This is a genomic window from Streptomyces sp. WMMC1477, from assembly GCF_027460245.1.
GTDB lineage: Bacteria > Actinomycetota > Actinomycetes > Streptomycetales > Streptomycetaceae > Streptomyces.
Genome location: NZ_JAPZBD010000003.1, coordinates 276,083 through 293,578 on the forward strand (window position 1 = coordinate 276,083; position 17,496 = coordinate 293,578).

Consider the following 17,496-nt stretch of genomic DNA (forward strand, 5'->3'; position numbering starts at 1 on the left):
GGCCGGTCGCCCCCTCCCGTGGTCGGAAGCGGACAACCGGCCGATACCGGATCGATCAGTCTACGACGCGTTGTCAGCGAGCGTTGAAGTATGTGGCTTCGGGATGGTGAATAACGATCGCGTCGGTCGACTGCTCGGGGTGGAGCTGGAACTCCTCGGACAGCTTCACCCCGATGCGCTCGGGCTGGAGGAGATCGGCGATCTTGGCCCGGTCCTCCAGGTCCGGGCAGGCGCCGTAGCCCAGCGAGAAGCGGGCCCCGCGGTACTTGAGCGCGAACATGTCCTCCACCGACTCCGGGTCCTCTCCGGAGAAGCCCAGCTCGGACCGGACGCGGGCGTGCCAGTACTCGGCGAGTGCCTCGGCCAGCTGGACGGACAGGCCGTGCAGCTCCAGGTAGTCGCGGTAGGAGTCGGAAGCGAACAGCTCGGCGGTCGCCTCGCCGATGCGGGAGCCGACCGTGACGACCTGGAGGCCGACCACGTCCGTCTCCCCGGACTCCTTGGGCCGGAAGAAGTCGGCCAGGCACAGCCGGCGGCCCCGGCGCTGGCGCGGGAAGCTGAACCGCGTCCGCTCCGCCCCGTCCTCGCCCAGGATCACCAGGTCGTTGCCCTCGGAGTGGCAGGGGAAGTAGCCGTAGACGACGGCCGCTTCGAGGAGGTTGTCGGTCTGGAGCCGGTCCAGCCAGCCCCGCAGCCGCGGCCGGCCCTCGGTCTCCACCAGCTCCTCGTAGCTGGGGCCCTCACCGGAACGGGACTGCTTGAGCCCCCACTGCCCCTTGAACAGCGCGCCCTCGTCCAGCCAGGAGGCGTACTCGGCGAGCTGGACGCCCTTCACGATCCGGGTGCCGCTGAACGGCGGCGTCGGCACCGGGTTGTCGCTCGCCACGTCCGAACGGGTGGTGTCGTCCAACGGTGCCGGCTCGGGCAGATCGCCGTCGCGCTTGGCGACCCGGCGCTGCTTGAGCTCCGGCAGGGTGGCGCCGGGGACGCCGCGCTTGACGGCGATGAGGGCGTCCATCAGGCGCAGGCCCTCGAAGGCGTCGCGGGCGTAGCGGACCTCCCCCTCGTAGATCTCGTGGAGGTCCTGCTCGACGTAGGCACGGGTCAGCGCGGCGCCGCCGAGGATGACGGGGTAGTCGGCGGCCATCTTGCGCTGGTTGAGCTCCTCCAGGTTCTCCTTCATGATCACGGTGGACTTCACCAGCAGGCCGGACATGCCGATCACGTCGGCCTTGTGCTCGGTCGCCGCGTCCAGGATCGCCGCCACCGGCTGCTTGATGCCCAGGTTCACGACGTTGTAGCCGTTGTTGGACAGGATGATGTCCACCAGGTTCTTGCCGATGTCGTGCACGTCGCCGCGCACGGTGGCCAGCACGATCGTGCCCTTGCCGCCCTCGTCGCTCTTCTCCATGTGCGGTTCGAGGTGGGCCACCGCCGTCTTCATCACCTCGGCGGACTGGAGTACGAAGGGCAGCTGCATCTGCCCCGAGCCGAACAGCTCGCCGACGACCTTCATCCCGGCCAGCAGGGTGTCGTTCACGATGGCGAGCGCGGGCCGCTCGGCGAGGGCGGCGTCCAGGTCGGCCTCCAGGCCGTTGCGCTCACCGTCGATGATGCGCCGCTGCAGCCGCTCCTCCAGGGGCAGGGCGGCCAGCTCCTCGGCCTTCCCGGCCTTGAGCGACTTGGCCGTCGCCCCCTCGAACAGCTCCAGAAGCCGCTGCAGCGGGTCGTAGCCCTCGCGCCGCCGGTCGTAGACGAGGTCGAGCGCGACCTGGACCTGCTCCTCCTCCAGCCGGGCGATCGGCAGGATCTTGGAGGCGTGCACGATCGCCGAGTCGAGCCCGGCCCTGACGCACTCGTCCAGGAAGACCGAGTTGAGCACGATCCGCGCCGCCGGGTTGAGGCCGAAGGAGATGTTCGACAGCCCCAGCGTGGTCTGCACCTCCGGGTGACGGCGCTTCAGCTCCCGGATGGCCTCGATCGTCTCGATGCCGTCGCGCCGGGACTCCTCCTGGCCGGTGCAGATCGTGAACGTCAGACAGTCGATGACGATGTCCGACTCGTGGATGCCCCAGTTGGTCGTGAGATCGGTGATGAGGCGTTCGGCGATGGCGACCTTGTGTTCCGCGGTGCGGGCCTGGCCCTCCTCGTCGATGGTGAGGGCCATCAGCGCCGCGCCGTGCTCCCGGGCGAGGGCGGTCACCTTCGCGAACCGGGACTCGGGGCCGTCCCCGTCCTCGTAGTTCACCGAGTTGATCACCGCGCGGCCACCCAGCTTCTCCAGGCCCGCCCGCAGCACGTCCACCTCGGTGGAGTCCAGCACGATCGGCAGGGTGGAGGCGGTCGCGAAACGCCCGGCCAGCTCCCTCATGTCGGCGGCGCCGTCCCGGCCCACGTAGTCGACGCACAGGTCCAGCATGTGGGCGCCTTCGCGGATCTGCTCCCGGGCGAGCTCCACGCAGTCGTCCCAGCGGCCCTCGAGCATGGCCTCACGGAACTTCTTCGAGCCGTTCGCGTTCGTCCGCTCGCCGATCGCCAGGTACGCGGTGTCCTGACGGAACGGGACCGTCTGGTAGAGCGACGCGGCGCCGGGCTCGGGGCGCGGCTCGCGCTCACGCGGGGTCAGATCCCGCACCCGCTCGACGACCTGGCGCAGGTGCTCGGGCGTCGTCCCGCAGCAGCCGCCCACCAGCGAGAGGCCGAACTCCCCGACGAAGCCCTCCTGCGCGTCGGCCAGCTCCTGCGGCGTCAGCGGGTAGTGCGCGCCGTCCTTGCCCAGCACCGGCAGGCCCGCGTTCGGCATGCACGCCAGCGGGACCCGGGAGTGGCGGGCCAGGTGGCGCAGGTGCTCGCTCATCTCTGCCGGGCCGGTCGCGCAGTTCATGCCGATCATGTCGATGCCCAGCGGCTCCAGCGCGGTGAGCGCCGCGCCGATCTCCGAGCCCAGGAGCATGGTGCCGGTCGTCTCCACCGTCACCGAACAGATGACCGGCAGGTTCATGCCCGTCGCCGCGACCGCCCGCCGGGCGCCGATGACGGCCGCCTTGGTCTGCAGGAGGTCCTGGGTCGTCTCCACGAGCAGCGCGTCGGCGCCGCCGGCGATCAGCCCCTCGGCGTTGGTCTGGTAGGCGTCGCGCAGCACGTCGTAGGGGGCGTGGCCCAGCGTGGGCAGCTTCGTGCCCGGGCCCATCGAGCCCAGCACCCAGCGAACCCGGCCGTCCTCGGCCGCGAACTCGTCCGCCACCTCACGCGCCAGCCGGGCCCCGGACTCCGAGAGCTCGAAGTTCCGCTCGGTGATCTCGTATTCCCCCAGCGCCGCGTGGTTGGCGCCGAAGGTGTTGGTCTCCACGCAGTCCACGCCGGCGGCGAAGTACTCCTGGTGAACGGAGCGCACGATGTCCGGACGCGTCACGTTGAGGACCTCGTTGCAGCCCTCGAGCTGCTGGAAGTCGTCCAGGGACGGCTCCTGGGCCTGGAGCATCGTCCCCATCGCTCCGTCGGCGACCACGACCCGGGAGGCGAGCGCCTCCCGGAACGCGGTGATCCGCTCTGCGTGGCTGAGAGGTGTGACTGCGGACCCGGTCCGTCGTGCGGCTGCTGCGGACGGCGAGGACATCTGTGCTCCCTGGTGTGCGACGGCTGTCGGCTTTGCGTCCACGCGTGCGGACGCACCCCGCCAGGGTAGCGAGGAGCCCGGGGATCGACCGGTCGCGTTCCGGAGCGTGGACGGCCGTAGTATTTCCCCGGCTATCCGGCCATCGACATGATCCGCTACCGTTCGACATTGTCGACCGGCAGATATCAGTCACCGCCGAGGCGAAGAGAGGTAGTCCGATGGCCCGGAGCATCCAGTCCCTGGAGCGGGCTGCCGCCATGCTGCGGCTGCTCGCCGGCGGCGAGCGGCGACTCGGCCTGTCCGACATCGCGTCCACCCTCGGCCTGGCCAAGGGGACCGCGCACGGCCTGCTGCGCACCCTCCAGCAGGAGGGCTTCGTGGAGCAGGACGAGGCCTCCGGCCGCTACCAGCTCGGCGCGGAGCTGCTGCGGCTCGGCAACAGCTATCTCGACGTCCACGAGCTGCGCGCCCGCGCCCTGGTGTGGTCGGACGACCTGGCCCGGTCCAGCGGCGAGGCCGTGTACCTGGGCGTCCTGCACAACGGCGGCGTCCTCGTCGTCCACCACGTCTTCCGACCCGACGACAGCCGCCAGGTGCTGGAGATCGGCGCCATGCAGCCCCTGCACAGCACCGCGGCGGGCAAGGTGCTGGCCGCCTACGACCCGGTGGCGCACAGCGACCTGCTGGACGCCGAGCGGGGGCCGTTCACGTCCCGCACCCTGACCTCGAAGGCGGCACTGGAGGAGTGCCTCGGCCTCGTCCGGGCGCGCGGCTGGGCCGCTGACCAGGAGGAGACGTGGGAGGGCGTGGCCTCCATCGCGGCCCCCATCCACGACCGGCGCCGCCTCACCGTGGGCGCGGTCGGCATCACCGGGGCCGTGGAGAGGCTGTGCCACGGTGACGAACTGCGGCCGGAGCTGGTCGCCTCCGTGCGCGACTGCGCGCGGGCGGTCTCGCGCGACCTGGGCGCCGCCCGCTTCTGACCGGCCCGCACCGGGGAGCTCTGCGCCGAGGCGCAGGGCGGGCGAGCACAGCCCCGCGGCACCGGGCAGGCGCACGGCCCCGCCCTGCCACGGCCCCGTGCGGGTGCCCCGGCGCCGCCCCTTCCCGTTTCTCCAGGAATTCCCCCCTGGGACCCCTGGACGCTGGCGCGCCCCGGCCGCTCGCGCAGTTCCCCGCGCCCTTGCGGGGCGGGTCCGTGCGACGAGGGCCACGATTCGAACACGGTGCGAGAGGGGGGCGCCGTACCCCTTGACGGAGCCTGATGCGAGGATAAAACTGCCGTTCGGCGGTCGACATTGTCGAACACCGGACGGGACCGGTTCCGCCTTCCCTGTGAACAAAAGGAGTCGCGGGTGTCCAACTCCGACATTTTCCTCGGCGAAGTCATCGGAACCGCCGTGCTCATCCTCCTCGGCGGCGGTGTCGTCGCCGGTGTCGTCCTCAAGCGCAGCAAGTCGTTCAACGCGGGCTGGGTCGCGATCACGTTCGGCTGGGGCTTCGCCGTCCTGACCGGTGCGTACATCTCCTCCAGCCTCTCCGGCGCCCACCTCAACCCGGCGGTCACCGTCGGGCTCGCGATCAAGGAGGACGCCTGGGACAAGGTCCACTTCTACTTCGCCGGGCAGCTCCTCGGTGCGATGATCGGCGCCTTCCTGGTGTGGGTCGCCTACTACGGACATTTCATAGCCCACCTCACCGACCGCGAGATCGTCGGCGGCCCCGGCACGCAGGCCACCAGGACGGCCACCGCCACCGACGCGCCCGGCCCCGTGCTCGGCGTGTTCTCGACCGGGCCGGAGATCCGCAACACCGCGCAGAACCTGGCCACGGAGATCATCGGCACGTTCGTCCTCGTCCTCGCGATCCTCACGCTGGGCATCAACGAGGGTCTGGCCCTGTCCGGCACCGGCATCCTCATGGTCGCCCTCGTCGTCGTCGGCATCGGCCTCTCCCTCGGCGGCCCGACCGGTTACGCCATCAACCCGGCGCGCGATCTCGGTCCGCGAATCGTCCACGCGTTGCTGCCGCTGCCGAACAAGGGCGGGTCAGACTGGAGCTACGCCTGGATCCCGGTGGTGGGGCCGCTGCTCGGCGGCGCCCTCGCCGGCGGTCTGTACCAGCTCGCCTTCGCCTGACCGGCCTCGTCCCACGACCTCCTGGAGTACCGAGATGACTGACACCACCGCCGCCCACCCCGGGTACATCGCCGCCATCGACCAGGGCACCACCTCCAGCCGCTGCATCGTCTTCGACACCGACGGGCGGATCGTCGGCGTCGACCAGAAGGAGCACGAGCAGATCTTCCCCAAGCCGGGCTGGGTCGAACACGACGGCACCGAAATCTGGGCGAACGTCCAGGAAGTCGTCGAGGGCGCCGTCCGCAAGGCCGGCGTCGGCCGGGCCGACGTGAAGGCCATCGGCATCACCAACCAGCGTGAGACGACGCTCCTGTGGGACAAGGCCACCGGCGAGCCCGTCCACAACGCGCTGGTCTGGCAGGACACGCGTACCGACGCGCTCTGCCGCGAGCTGGGCCGCAACGTCGGCCAGGACCGCTTCCGCCGTGACACGGGGCTGCCCCTGGCCTCCTACTTCGCCGGCCCCAAGATCCGCTGGCTGCTCGACAACGTCGAGGGGCTCCGGGAGCGCGCGGAGCGCGGCGAGATCCTCTTCGGCACGATGGACTCCTGGGTCATCTGGAACCTCACCGGTGGCCCGGACGGCGGCGTGCACGTCACCGACGTCACCAACGCCTCCCGCACCATGCTGATGAACCTGCACACCATGCAGTGGGACGAGAAGATCTGCTCCTCCATGGACGTGCCCTTGGCGGTGCTGCCGGAGATCCGCTCCTCCGCCGAGGTCTACGGGCACTGCGCGAGCGGCGTGCTGGAGGGCATCCCGGTGGCCTCCGCGCTCGGCGACCAGCAGGCGGCGCTGTTCGGCCAGACCTGCTTCGACCCGGGCGAGGGCAAGTCCACCTACGGCACCGGCACCTTCCTGCTGATGAACACCGGTCACAAGCCGGTCAACTCCTACAACGGTCTGCTGACGACCGTCGGATACCGCATCGGCGACCAGAAGCCGGTGTTCGCGCTGGAGGGCGCGATCGCCGTCACCGGCTCCCTGGTGCAGTGGATGCGCGACCAGATGGGCCTGATCAGCACCGCCGCGGAGATCGAGACGCTCGCCAGTTCCGTCGAGGACAACGGCGGCGCCTACTTCGTCCCCGCCTTCTCCGGCCTCTTCGCCCCCTACTGGCGCTCGGACGCGCGCGGCGTCATCGCCGGGCTCACCCGTTACGTCACCAAGGCGCACCTGGCCCGGGCCGTGCTGGAGGCGACGGCCTGGCAGACCCGCGAGATCGTCGACGCGATGGCCAAGGACTCCGGCGTCGAGCTCACCGCCCTCAAGGTCGACGGCGGCATGACCTCCAACAACCTGCTGATGCAGAACATCTCCGATGTCCTCGACGCGCCCGTGGTGCGCCCCATGGTCGCCGAGACCACCTGCCTCGGTGCCGCCTACGCCGCCGGGCTCGCCGTCGGCTTCTGGCCGGACACCGACGCGCTGCGCGCCAACTGGCGTCGCGCGGCCGAATGGACCCCCCGTATGGACGCGGCCGTGCGCGACCGCGAATACAAGAACTGGCTCAAGGCCGTCGACCGGACCATGGGCTGGATCGAAGAGGAGAACTGAGCGACATGAACACCATCCCGCAGAGCGTTCCGTCCCTCGGAGCGCATCCGGCTGCCGGTGCCAACCCGCGTCGCGCCGAGACCAGAGACGTGCTCGCCCGGGCGACGTACGACCTCCTCGTGATCGGCGGCGGCATTCTGGGCACCTCGGTCGCCTGGCACGCGGCCCAGTCGGGCCTGCGGGTGGCGATGGTGGACGCCGGCGACTTCGCCGGCGCCACCTCGTCCGCGTCCTCCAAGCTCGTCCACGGCGGTCTGCGCTACCTGCAGACGGGATCGGTCAAGCTGGTCGCGGAGAACCACCACGAGCGCCGCGTCCTGGCCAAGGACGTCGCCCCGCACCTGGTCAACCCGCTGACGTTCTACCTGCCCGTGTACAAGGGCGGGCCGCACGGCGCGGCGAAGCTGGGCGCGGGCGTGTTCGCCTACTCGGCGCTCTCGGCGTTCGGCGACGGCGTGGGCCGGGTCATATCCCCCGCCCGCGCCGCCGCCGACAACCCGGGGCTGCGCACGGACGACCTCAAGGCCGTCGCCGTCTACGGCGACCACCAGATGAACGACTCCCGGGTCGCCGTCATGACGGTGCGCGCCGCCGTGGCCTCCGGGGCCGTCGTCCTCAACCACGCCGAGGTCACCGGGCTGCGCTTCACCCGCGGCCGGGTGACCGGCGCCGAGCTCAGGGACCGCCTGGACGGGACCGAGTTCGGCGTGGACGCCCGGCTGGTGCTCAACGCCACCGGCCCGTGGGTCGACCACCTGCGCCGCATGGAGGACGCCGGGGCCGAGCCGAGCATCCGGCTGTCCAAGGGCGCCCACGTCGTCCTCAGGCGCAGGGCGCCGTGGCGCGCGGCCATGGCCACGCCGATCGACAAGTACCGGATCACCTTCGCCCTCCCCTGGGAGGACCAGCTCCTGCTGGGCACGACGGACGAGTCCTTCGAGGGCGACCCGGCCGAGGTGTCGGCCACCGAGGCGGACATCGCCCAGATCCTCGACGAGGCGGCCGTCTCCGTGCGGGACGAGCACCTCTCCCGGGATCTGATCACCTACGCCTTCGCCGGTCTGCGGGTGCTGCCCGGAGGGCCCGGCGGCGTCGAGTCGGCCAAGCGGGAGACGGTCGTCACCGAGGGCCGGGGCGGCATGCTGTCGGTGGCCGGCGGCAAGTGGACGACGTACCGGCACATCGGCCGCACGGTGATGAACCGGCTGGCGCGCCTGCCCGGACGCACGCTCACCGACGACATGCAGCCCGTCTCGCTGCTGCCGCGCCGGGTGCCGCTGCCGGGTGTCGCCAACCCGAACGCGGTCGCCCACCGGCTGCTCGTGGACCGGGAGCCGGGGACGCGCATCGACCCGCTGACCGCCCGTCACCTGGCGACGCACTACGGTGCGCTGTCCTTCGACATCGCCCGGCTGGCGACCGAGGACCCCGCCCTCGGCGAGCGCATCCACCCGGACGGCCCGGAGATCTGGGCCCAGGTCGTCTACGCCCGGGACCACGAGTGGGCCGCCACCGCCGAGGACGTCCTGCGCCGCCGCACCACGCTGACGGTGCGCGGCCTGGACACCCCCGAGGTGCGGTCCCGGGTGGAGGAGCTGCTGGGGCAGCGCCCCGCCTGACGGCCACCGTTCCCGACCCGGTGGCCCCGGCCCCTGTGGCAGAGTGCGCGGAAACGTGACGCCACAGGGGTCGAGGGGGGGTCGGGGCATGAGCGCACCGGGCGGGACGGACGGATCACACGCGGCGGACCGGACGCGCGAGGCGGAGACGGGGACGACGGAGGGCGCGGACGGCCGGGGGGCGTGGTCGCGACGGCTGCGCGCCCTGCGGGCACGGGTGCCGCGACGGCCGAAGCGGCGCACGGTGGTGTGGGCGGCGGTCGTGCTCGCCATGACGCTGCTGGTGCCGCCCGGCGCCGCGGCACTGGCCCTGCGGCTGGCCTACGCCGGGGACCTCGCGCCGGGCACGCACACCCGGGACCGGGACGCGATCTGGCTCGGCCACGCCTGGGTGGACGGCCGCAAGGACGACGCGGACCTCGCCGCCTTCGCGCGCCGCGTCGAGGGCACCGGAATCCGCGAGCTGTACGTGCACACCGGGCCGCTGGAGCGGGACGGGACGCTGTCCCCGGACAAGCACCCGCGCTCGCGCTGGCTGGTGGAGGCCGTGCACCGGGAACTGCCGGGGGTGCGGGTGCACTCGTTCCTCGGCAACGCCCTCGTCTACGGCCGGGAGGACGGCGCGTCGCTGCGGCTGGCGAACGCACGCTCCCGGGACGGGATCGTGGCCAGCGCCCGCGCGGTGATGGAGCTGGGATTCGACGGCGTCCATCTGGACCTGGAGCCGCTGCGCTCGGGGGACGAGGACTATCTGCGGCTGCTGGAGCGGCTGGGCACCGTGGTGCACGGGTACGACGGAGTGCTGTCGGTGGCGGCCCACCAGATCGACCCGCTGCCCGGACTGCACCGGGCGGCCCAGGCGCTGGCCGGGCGCGGGAAGTGGTGGTCGCAGTCGTATTTCGGCCAAGTAACGCGCAGGGTCGATCAGATCGCACTGATGTCGTACGACGCCCCCACGCCGGCCGAGTCGTTGTACGGCGGCTACGTGGCCCAGCAGACCCGGCTGGCGCTGGAGGTCACACCTCAGGACACGGTGCTGCTGATGGGGCTTCCGTTCTTCCACCCAAACGACCTGCTGCACCGGGCGGAGACGGTCGACGCCGCCGTCCGGGGCGTCCGGCTGGGTCTGGGCCGCGGGGACGCGGACCGAGAGCGGTTCGGCGTCGCCCTCTACGTCGACTTCGCGGCGACGGAGGAGGACTGGGCGGCCTACCGGCGCGGCTGGGTGGCGCCCGCCCGCAGGTAGATGCACCGTCGGCGGCGGCGACTGCGCCGCGACGCCGTAGGCTGAACTCGCGCAAGGACGACGAACGGCAGCCGGGGCGGTGGAGAGTCCCCGCCCGGGCATGAAGGAGGCGCTGGGTGATCGAGCTGGAGGGTGTTCCCGAGCTGGTCGACCCGGTCATGGTGGCCGCGTTCGAGGGCTGGAACGACGCCGGCGACGCCGCATCCAGCGCGGTCGGGCACCTGCACCGCGAGTGGAAGGGCGAGGTCTTCGCCGCGCTGGACGCCGAGGACTACTACGACTTCCAGGTCAACAGACCGCAGGTGTGGCTCGACGGCGGGGTGCGGAAGATCACGTGGCCCACGACCCGGCTGTCGGTGGTGCGGACCTCCGGCGAGCGGCCCCGCGACCTGGTGCTGGTGCGCGGCATCGAGCCCAGCATGCGCTGGCGCTCGTTCTGCAACGAACTGCTCGGGTTCGCACACGAGTTGGGCGTCGAGATGGTCGTCGTCCTGGGTGCGCTGCTGGGCGACACCCCGCACACCCGGCCGGTCCCCGTCACCGGGGTGACCTCCGACGCCGATCTGGCCCGGACGATGGACCTGGAGGAGTCCCGCTACGAGGGGCCCACCGGCATCGTCGGCATCCTTCAGGAGGCGTGCACCCACGCCGGCGTCCCGGCGGTGAGCCTGTGGGCGGCCGTGCCGCACTACGTCTCCCAGCCGCCGAACCCGAAGGCCACGCTGGCCCTGCTGAACCGGCTGGAGGACCTGCTGGACCTGCGGGTCCCGCTGGGCGAACTGGCCGAAGACGCCCGGGCCTGGCAGGTGGGGGTCGACCAGCTCGCGGCCGAGGACAGCGAGGTCGCCGAGTACGTCCAGTCGCTGGAGGAGGCCCGCGACACCGCGGAGCTGCCGGAGGCCTCCGGTGAGGCCATCGCCCGCGAGTTCGAGCGGTACCTGCGGCGGCGGGACGGCCAGCCGGGGGCGCCCGGCGGGACGGCGGCCGAGGGCCAGCTCGGGGCGGAGACCGGCGGCCCGGGGCCCTACCTGCGCGACCCGGGCAGCGGCCGGACCCGCCCGCGCGGGCGCGGCCGCGGCTCCGCGGAGCCTGAGGAGGCTCACGAGCCCGAGAAACCGGACGACACCGAGGACGGCGACGAGACCCGCGACGAGAGCGGCGACCACGCCGGCCGCGATCCCGGGGCCGAGCCCGGGTTCGAGTCCGAGTCCGAGTCCGAGTCCAGGTCCGAGGACGCCGCCGCGGAGGAGGGCACGAGGAAGCCGCCGCCCTCCCCCGGAGCGGCGGGCTCGGAGGAGGACGGCGGCGGGGACGAGCGCGGCGACGGCGGTACCCGGCCGTAGGCACGGCCGGGTACCGCCCGTCACCGGGCGGCGGTCGTCACAGCGCCACGCCGAGGAGGGCGTCCACGGCTCGGGAGACGAGCCCGGGGGCGCCCTCGTCCGTCCCGCCTCCGGCGTGTTGCGCCTCGGCCCAGCGGTCGACGGCCGCCAGCGCCGCGGGGGCGTCGAGGTCGTCGGCCAGAGCGGTGCGCATCTCCTCCACCAGCGCCTCGGCGGGCGGTCCGTCGGGGCGGGACACCGCCGAGCGCCAGCGGCCGAGCCGGGCCACGGCGGCGTCGAGCACCGCGTCGGTGTACTCCCAGTCGGCCCGGTAGTGGTGGGCCAGCAGGGCGAGCCGGATCGCGGCGGGGTCGGTGCCGTCCCGGCGCAGTGTGGAGACGAAGACCAGGTTGCCCCTGGACTTCGACATCTTCTCACCGTGCAGGCCGACCATTCCGGCGTGCACGTAGGTCTGCGCGAAGGGGTGCTCGCCGGTGAGGCTCTGGGCGTGCGAGGCACCCATCTCGTGGTGCGGGAAGGCCAGGTCGGAGCCGCCTCCCTGGACGTCGAACCCCATGCCGAGGTGGTCCAGGGCGATGGCCACGCACTCGATGTGCCAGCCGGGCCGGCCGGGGCCGAGCGACTTGCCGTCCCAGTGCGGTTCGCCGTCCCGAGCGGCGACCCACAGCATGGGGTCGAGCGGGTTCTTCTTCCCCGGGCGCTCCGGGTCTCCGCCCCGCTCGGCGGACAGCGCCCGCATGGTCGCGGCGTCGAGTCCGGAGACGCCGCCGAAGTGCGGATCGGTCTCGACGGAGAAGTAGACGTCGCCGTCGAGCTCGTAGGCCGCACCGGCCTCCAGCAGCTTCTCGATCATGGGAACGATCGAGGGTATCGACTCCACCGCTCCGATGTAGTGGCGCGGCGGGAGCATGCGCAGGGCGGTCATGTCCTCACGGAAGAGGGCCGTCTCCCGCTCGGCGATCTCGGTCCAGTCCTGGCCGGTGGCGACGGCCCGCTCCAACAGCGGATCGTCGATGTCGGTGACGTTCTGTACGTAGTGGACCTGCCGCTTGGTGTCGAGCCACACGCGCTGCACGAGGTCGAACGCGTTGTAGGTCGCCGCGTGCCCCAGGTGGGTGGCGTCGTACGGTGTGATGCCGCAGACGTAGAGGCGGGCGACGGGACCGGGGGTGAGGGTCACCCGACCGCCGGTCGCGGTGTCGTGGATCCTGAGGTCGCGGCCGGTGCCGGGCAGGGCGGGGACCTCGGATGCGGGCCAGGCATGCATGGTCAAGAGCCTAACCGGACGGGTGTTCAGCCATCGAACGGGACACGATCTCTGGCCGAATCTGCCCTCTTGCCCATCGGTGCGCGAAGCGCTAGACGCGCCGCCCGAGCGGGTCAGACGGGCGGCCAGGGGATGGCCGGCCACTGTCCGGAGGGGGCGGGGTGCCGGCCGGTGGCGAGCAGGTCGGCGGTGCGGCGTCGCAGCGCCTCCAGCTCCTCCGCGTCGAGCAGCACCGCGAGCCGGGCGGCCAGCGGCTCTCCGTCCTTCAGCGCCGGACCGAGCCGCCGCAGCGGCCCGAGGGCCTCCTCCGGCAGCGGTTCCCCGGACCAGCCCCACAGCAGCGTGCGCAGCTTGTCGTCCGTGTGGAAGGTGACGCCGTGGTCGATGGCGTAGAGGCGGCCGTCGGGCAGCGGCAGCAGGTGGCCGCCCTTGCGGTCGGCGTTGTTGATCACTGCGTCGAGCACGGCCAGCCGGCGCAGCCGGGCGTCGTCGGCGTGGACCAGCAGGGCCGTGCGCCCCGGCGCCGTCTCGGCGAAGCCCACGGCCTTCCAGCCCGGCTCCGGCTCGTCGCCGTCCACCAGGGCGAGCAGTTCGTCGGCGGCGCTGGGCGGCAGCTCCCCGGCGTCGGGCGCGGGGCCGATCCACTCCTGGCACATGCCCTCGCCGAAGGGCCCGTCGCGCAGCACGGTGGGCGGCACGAGCTCCCAGCCGAGGGCGCGGCACACCTCGTAGGCGGCGACCTCCCGGGCGGCCAGCGTGCCGCGGGGGAAGTCCCACAGGGGGCGCTCCCCGGCCACCGGCTTGTAGACGCAGGGCACGCTCGCGTCGCCGTCGGCGACGGTGGCGTACAGCACCGCGTTCGAGGCGTCGGCGATCCGCCCGACGACGGTCAGCTCACCGCGCGCCAGCAGGGCGGCCGTCGCCTCCGCGGTCCGCTCGCCCTGACCGGCCGGGCTCACGCTTCCCCGCGGCGGTATCCGTTCTGGCGCGGGCATACGTGTCCCTCCGGGTCGAGCGGGAGACTGCACAGCGGGCACGGCGGGCGCCCGGCGTTGACGACCTCCATGGCGCGCTTGGCGAAGGCCCGGGCCATGGAGCCGGTGATCCGCACCCGCAGCATGGGGGGCCCGTTCTCGTCGTCGTGGAGGAGCCGCTCCTCCGCCTCGGCGAGGGACTCGTCGGACTCCGCCTCCAGGGTCACCAGCGCCTGCGCCTCGACGACCATGCGCTCACTCTCGCCGTCCCAGGCGAGCGCCATGGTGCCCACGCGGAACTCCTCCTCGACGGGGCTCGTCAGCGGCTCGGTGTCGGACAGCTCGCTGGGCGCCACGGCCGGTACGGCGGTGCTGCCGCCGCTGCGGCGGACCACCTCGTCGAGCAGCTCGTCGATCCGCTCGGCGAGCGCTTCCACCTGGGCCTTCTCCAGCGCGACGCTCGTGGTGCGACCCGCCGAGGCAGCCTGGAGATAGAAGGTCCGCCGCCCGGGCAGGCCGACCGTGCCGGCGACGAATCGGTCCGGCGGGTCGTAGAGGAACACCTGACGGGACACGTCCTGCTCCATCGGTTTCGGCAACGGGGGTCAATGGCACCCTACTGCGCGCGGTGATCTACGCGCTCACGCACCGCCCCCGACCGCGGCGTTGCCGTCCTCGCCGGGCACGGTGGAGGTCCCGGCCCGCCCCTGTGAGGCCGACGCGGACGCCGCGGCGTCCGGCTCGCGCGGGGCGAGGGAGTCGAGCCGCCCGGTGTCGCCCAGCCGGACGAGGAAGGGGCGCAGGGTGGTGTAGCGGATCGCGGTCACCGAACCGGGTTCGACGCTCACGCGCTGGAACAGGTCCAGGTGCATGCCGAGGGCGTCGGCCACGACGGACTTGATGATGTCCCCGTGCGAGCACATGAGGTAGACGGCCTCGGGCCCGTGCTCGTCGGCCACCCGCTCGTTCCACTCCCGGACGGCGTCCACCGCCCGCTGCTGCATGCCGCGCATCGTCTCGCCGCCGGGGAACGCCACGGAGCCGGGATGCTGCTGCACGGCGGCCATGAGGGGCTCGTCGAGCAGCTCGCCGAGCTTGCGGTTGGTCCAGTCCCCGTAGTCGCACTCGGCGATGCGCTCGTCCTCGGTGACGGTGAGCTCCGGCCGCGCGGCGGCCAGCGGCCCGAGTGTCTGACGGCAGCGCAGCAGGGGGCTGCGGACGGCGGCGGCCAGCGGCACCGCCGCCAGCCGGACCGGGAGCGCGGCGGCCTGCGCCTCGCCCTTCTCGTCGAGGGCGACGCCGGGCGTGCGGCCGGCCAGGAGCCCGGAGGTGTTGGCCGTCGACCGGCCGTGGCGCACGAGAAGCAGCGTGGGCATGGCGCCCAGGGTAGGCCAGGCGGACGTGGAACGGCCGGGCCGTCCTCGAATCCGGCTCGACGGGCCGGCTTCCGGCCCCGGGCCGTAACCCGCGGCGGCCTCGCGCGTTGTGCGGAGTGACGGCCGTGGCGGGGTCGACCCCGAGCCCCCACCACGGCCGCAAGCATGCTCCCCTCCGGGCCTGGTCCGGAGGGCCCTCAGGCGGCGCCGGAGCGCTCCAGGGCCTCGACGCCCGCGCGCAGCGCGGTGATGCGCTCCTCGAGCGTGAGACCGGCGGGGGCCAGGGTGAGGGTGCCGACGCCCGCCTCGGCGTAGGCCCGCATCCGGTCGGCGATGCGGTCGACGCTGCCGAGGAGGGCGGTGGAGTCGATGAGCTTCCGGGGCACGGCCGCGGCGGCTCCGTCCTTGTCGCCCGCCAGGTACTTGTCCTGGATCTCGGCCGCCTCCTTCTCGTACCCCATGCGCTGGGCCAGGCGGTTGTAGAAGTTCTGCTTCCTGCTGCCCATGCCGCCGACGTAGAGGGCGGTGTAGGGGCGGAAGAAGTCGGCGAGGGCGCCGATGTCCCCGTCGTCCCCGAGGGCCAGGGGGACCGTCGGGCAGATGTCGAAGCCCTCGAGGTCCTTGCCGGCCTTCGCGCGCCCGGCACGGACGGACCCCAGCGTGGTCTCCTCCGCGTGCTCGGGAGCGAAGAATACGAGCAGGGCGCCGTCGGCGATCTCCCCCGTCTGCTCCAGGTTCTTCGGGCCGATGGCCGCGATGTAGAGCGGGATGCGCTCGCGCACGGGGTGGACGGTGAGCTTGATCGGCTTGCCGGGGCCGTCGGGCAGCGGCAGCGTCCAGTGCTGGCCCTGATGGGTGAGGCGCTCGCGGGACATGGCCTTGCGGACGATCTCGACGTACTCGCGGGTGCGGGCGAGCGGCTTGTCGAACCTGACGCCGTACCAGCCCTCGGAGACCTGCGGGCCCGAGACGCCGAGACCCAGCCGGAACCGGCCACCGGTCAGGGTGTCGAGGGTGGCCGCGGTCATCGCCGTCATCGCGGGGGTGCGGGCGGGGATCTGGAAGATCGCCGAGCCGACCTCGATGCGCTCGGTCTGCGCGGCCACCCAGGAGAGCACGGTGGGCGCGTCCGAGCCGTAGGCCTCGGCGGCCCAGCACACGGAGTAGCCCAGCCGGTCCGCCTCCTGGGCGACGGCGAGGTTGTCCTGGTCCATCCCGGCACCCCAGTAGCCGAGGTTGATTCCGAGCCGCATGAGCACTCCCCTTACTGACGAGTAACGCGCAGGTGCCCGGGACTGTACGCGAGGTGCGGAAGTACGCTCAACGGCCATGAAGCAACGGCAGCTCGGCCGCACCGGCCTGCGCGTGTCCCGGATCGGCCTCGGCACCCTCACCTGGGCCGGACATCCAGGAGAGCAGACGGCGGCCGAACGGCGGGCCGCCGACATGCTGAAACTCTTCTGGGACGCGGGCGGCACGCTCGTGGACACCGCCGACGTGTACGCGGACGGCGGCGCCGAGTACCTGCTCGGACGGCTGCTGGACGGCCTCGTCCCCCGCCGCGACCTGGTGATCGCGACCAAGTCCGGCGGCGTCGCCGAGCCGGACCGCCGTTTCGACGGCTCCCGCGGGCACCTGCTGGCCGCCCTCGACGCCTCACTGGCACGGCTGGGCACCGACTACGTCGACCTGTGGCAGATACACGGCTTCGACCCGCTGACGCCGCTGGAGGAGACGCTGCACGCGGTGGACCTCGCGGTCAGCAGCGGCCGGGCCCGGTACGCCGGCGTGGCCGGCTACCCGGCCCTCCCCGGGTGGCAGCTCGCCAAGGCGGCCACCTGGCAACTCGCCGCACCGGCCCGGCGCGTACGGCTGGCCGGTGCCCAGCTGGAGTACTCGCTCCTCCGGCGCGGGGTCGAGCGCGAGGTGCTCCCCGCCGTGCGGGACCTCGGCCTGGGACTGCTGCCCGCCTCTCCGCTCGGCCGCGGCGTGCTCAGCGGCAAGTACCGCGGGGGCGCCGCGCCGCCGGACTCCCGGGGCGCCTCCGAGCGGCTGGCGGGCTTCGTCGAGCCGTACCTGGGCGAGCGGGCGGAGCGCATCGTCGACGCGGTCGCCACCGCCGCCGACGGACTCGCCGTCAGCCCGCTCCAGGTGGCCCTGGCCTGGGTCCGGGACCGGCCCGGCGTGGCGGCCCCGCTGGTGGGGGCGCGCACCGCCGGACAGCTGGAGGAGGCGCTGTCAGTGGAGGCGCTTACGCTTCCCGAAGAGATCGACCGGGCGCTGGACGACGTCTCGGCCCCGGTGCACCACTACCCCGATCAGGACTGGAGTGCGCTGTGAACACCGGCCAGGG

At 72.8% G+C, this 17,496-nt stretch carries 13 protein-coding genes; 7 read left to right on the top strand and 6 right to left on the bottom strand.

Going from position 1 to position 17,496, the window contains the following annotated elements; translation table 11 throughout:
• Positions 1–73: 73 nt before the first annotated feature.
• Complete coding sequence (gene metH / locus O7609_RS01715) at positions 74–3,616, bottom strand: methionine synthase (protein WP_269733131.1); 3,543 nt, start codon at positions 3,614–3,616, stop codon at positions 74–76.
• A 218-nt stretch (positions 3,617–3,834) separates the two neighbouring features.
• Here metH and O7609_RS01720 point away from each other — a divergent pair, with 218 nt between their 5' ends.
• The 6 genes from O7609_RS01720 (at position 3,835) to O7609_RS01745 (ending at position 11,526) form a co-directional block, all read left to right on the top strand.
• Positions 3,835–4,599: an IclR family transcriptional regulator gene (locus O7609_RS01720; RefSeq protein ID WP_269733132.1), complete on the top strand. Its 765-nt coding sequence runs from the start codon at positions 3,835–3,837 to the stop codon at positions 4,597–4,599.
• 372 nt (positions 4,600–4,971) lie between these two features.
• The gene (locus O7609_RS01725) at positions 4,972–5,754 is read left to right on the top strand and encodes an MIP/aquaporin family protein (RefSeq protein ID WP_269733133.1); all 783 of its coding nucleotides are present in this window, start codon (positions 4,972–4,974) and stop codon (positions 5,752–5,754) included.
• A 34-nt stretch (positions 5,755–5,788) separates the two neighbouring features.
• A complete protein-coding gene (gene glpK / locus O7609_RS01730) occupies positions 5,789–7,318 on the top strand; it encodes a glycerol kinase GlpK (protein ID WP_269733134.1) in 1,530 nt (509 codons plus the stop codon).
• Between the two features lie 5 nt (positions 7,319–7,323).
• Positions 7,324–8,937: a glycerol-3-phosphate dehydrogenase/oxidase gene (locus O7609_RS01735; RefSeq protein WP_269733135.1), complete on the top strand. Its 1,614-nt coding sequence runs from the start codon at positions 7,324–7,326 to the stop codon at positions 8,935–8,937.
• 88 nt (positions 8,938–9,025) lie between these two features.
• Positions 9,026–10,183: a hypothetical protein gene (locus O7609_RS01740; RefSeq protein WP_443072009.1), complete on the top strand. Its 1,158-nt coding sequence runs from the start codon at positions 9,026–9,028 to the stop codon at positions 10,181–10,183.
• A 116-nt stretch (positions 10,184–10,299) separates the two neighbouring features.
• Entirely contained in the window at positions 10,300–11,526 is a 1,227-nt protein-coding gene (locus O7609_RS01745; RefSeq protein ID WP_269742973.1) for a PAC2 family protein, read from the top strand.
• Positions 11,527–11,563: 37 nt separating this feature from the next.
• Here the strand turns inward: O7609_RS01745 and mshC are convergent, their stop codons facing one another.
• The 5 genes from mshC to O7609_RS01770 all read right to left on the bottom strand — a co-directional run bounded on the left by mshC (position 11,564) and on the right by O7609_RS01770 (position 16,396).
• The gene (mshC, locus tag O7609_RS01750) at positions 11,564–12,793 is read right to left on the bottom strand and encodes a cysteine--1-D-myo-inosityl 2-amino-2-deoxy-alpha-D-glucopyranoside ligase (RefSeq protein WP_269742974.1); all 1,230 of its coding nucleotides are present in this window, start codon (positions 12,791–12,793) and stop codon (positions 11,564–11,566) included.
• 113 nt (positions 12,794–12,906) lie between these two features.
• Complete coding sequence (locus O7609_RS01755; RefSeq protein WP_269733138.1) at positions 12,907–13,788, bottom strand: SCO1664 family protein; 882 nt, start codon at positions 13,786–13,788, stop codon at positions 12,907–12,909.
• Entirely contained in the window at positions 13,749–14,342 is a 594-nt protein-coding gene (locus tag O7609_RS01760; protein WP_269733139.1) for a DUF3090 domain-containing protein, read from the bottom strand. Before O7609_RS01760 ends, O7609_RS01755 begins: the two co-directional genes overlap by 40 nt.
• 66 nt (positions 14,343–14,408) lie before the next feature.
• Positions 14,409–15,143: an MSMEG_4193 family putative phosphomutase gene (locus O7609_RS01765; protein ID WP_269733140.1), complete on the bottom strand. Its 735-nt coding sequence runs from the start codon at positions 15,141–15,143 to the stop codon at positions 14,409–14,411.
• Positions 15,144–15,340: 197 nt separating this feature from the next.
• Entirely contained in the window at positions 15,341–16,396 is a 1,056-nt protein-coding gene (locus tag O7609_RS01770) for an LLM class F420-dependent oxidoreductase (protein WP_269733141.1), read from the bottom strand.
• A 76-nt stretch (positions 16,397–16,472) separates the two neighbouring features.
• On the opposite strand from O7609_RS01770, the gene O7609_RS01775 reads away from it, so the two are divergent.
• Positions 16,473–17,483 carry an aldo/keto reductase gene (locus tag O7609_RS01775; RefSeq protein WP_269733142.1) on the top strand — a complete coding sequence of 337 codons (1,011 nt, stop codon included), beginning with the start codon at positions 16,473–16,475 and terminating at the stop codon, positions 17,481–17,483.
• The last annotated feature ends 13 nt before the right edge of the window (positions 17,484–17,496 follow it).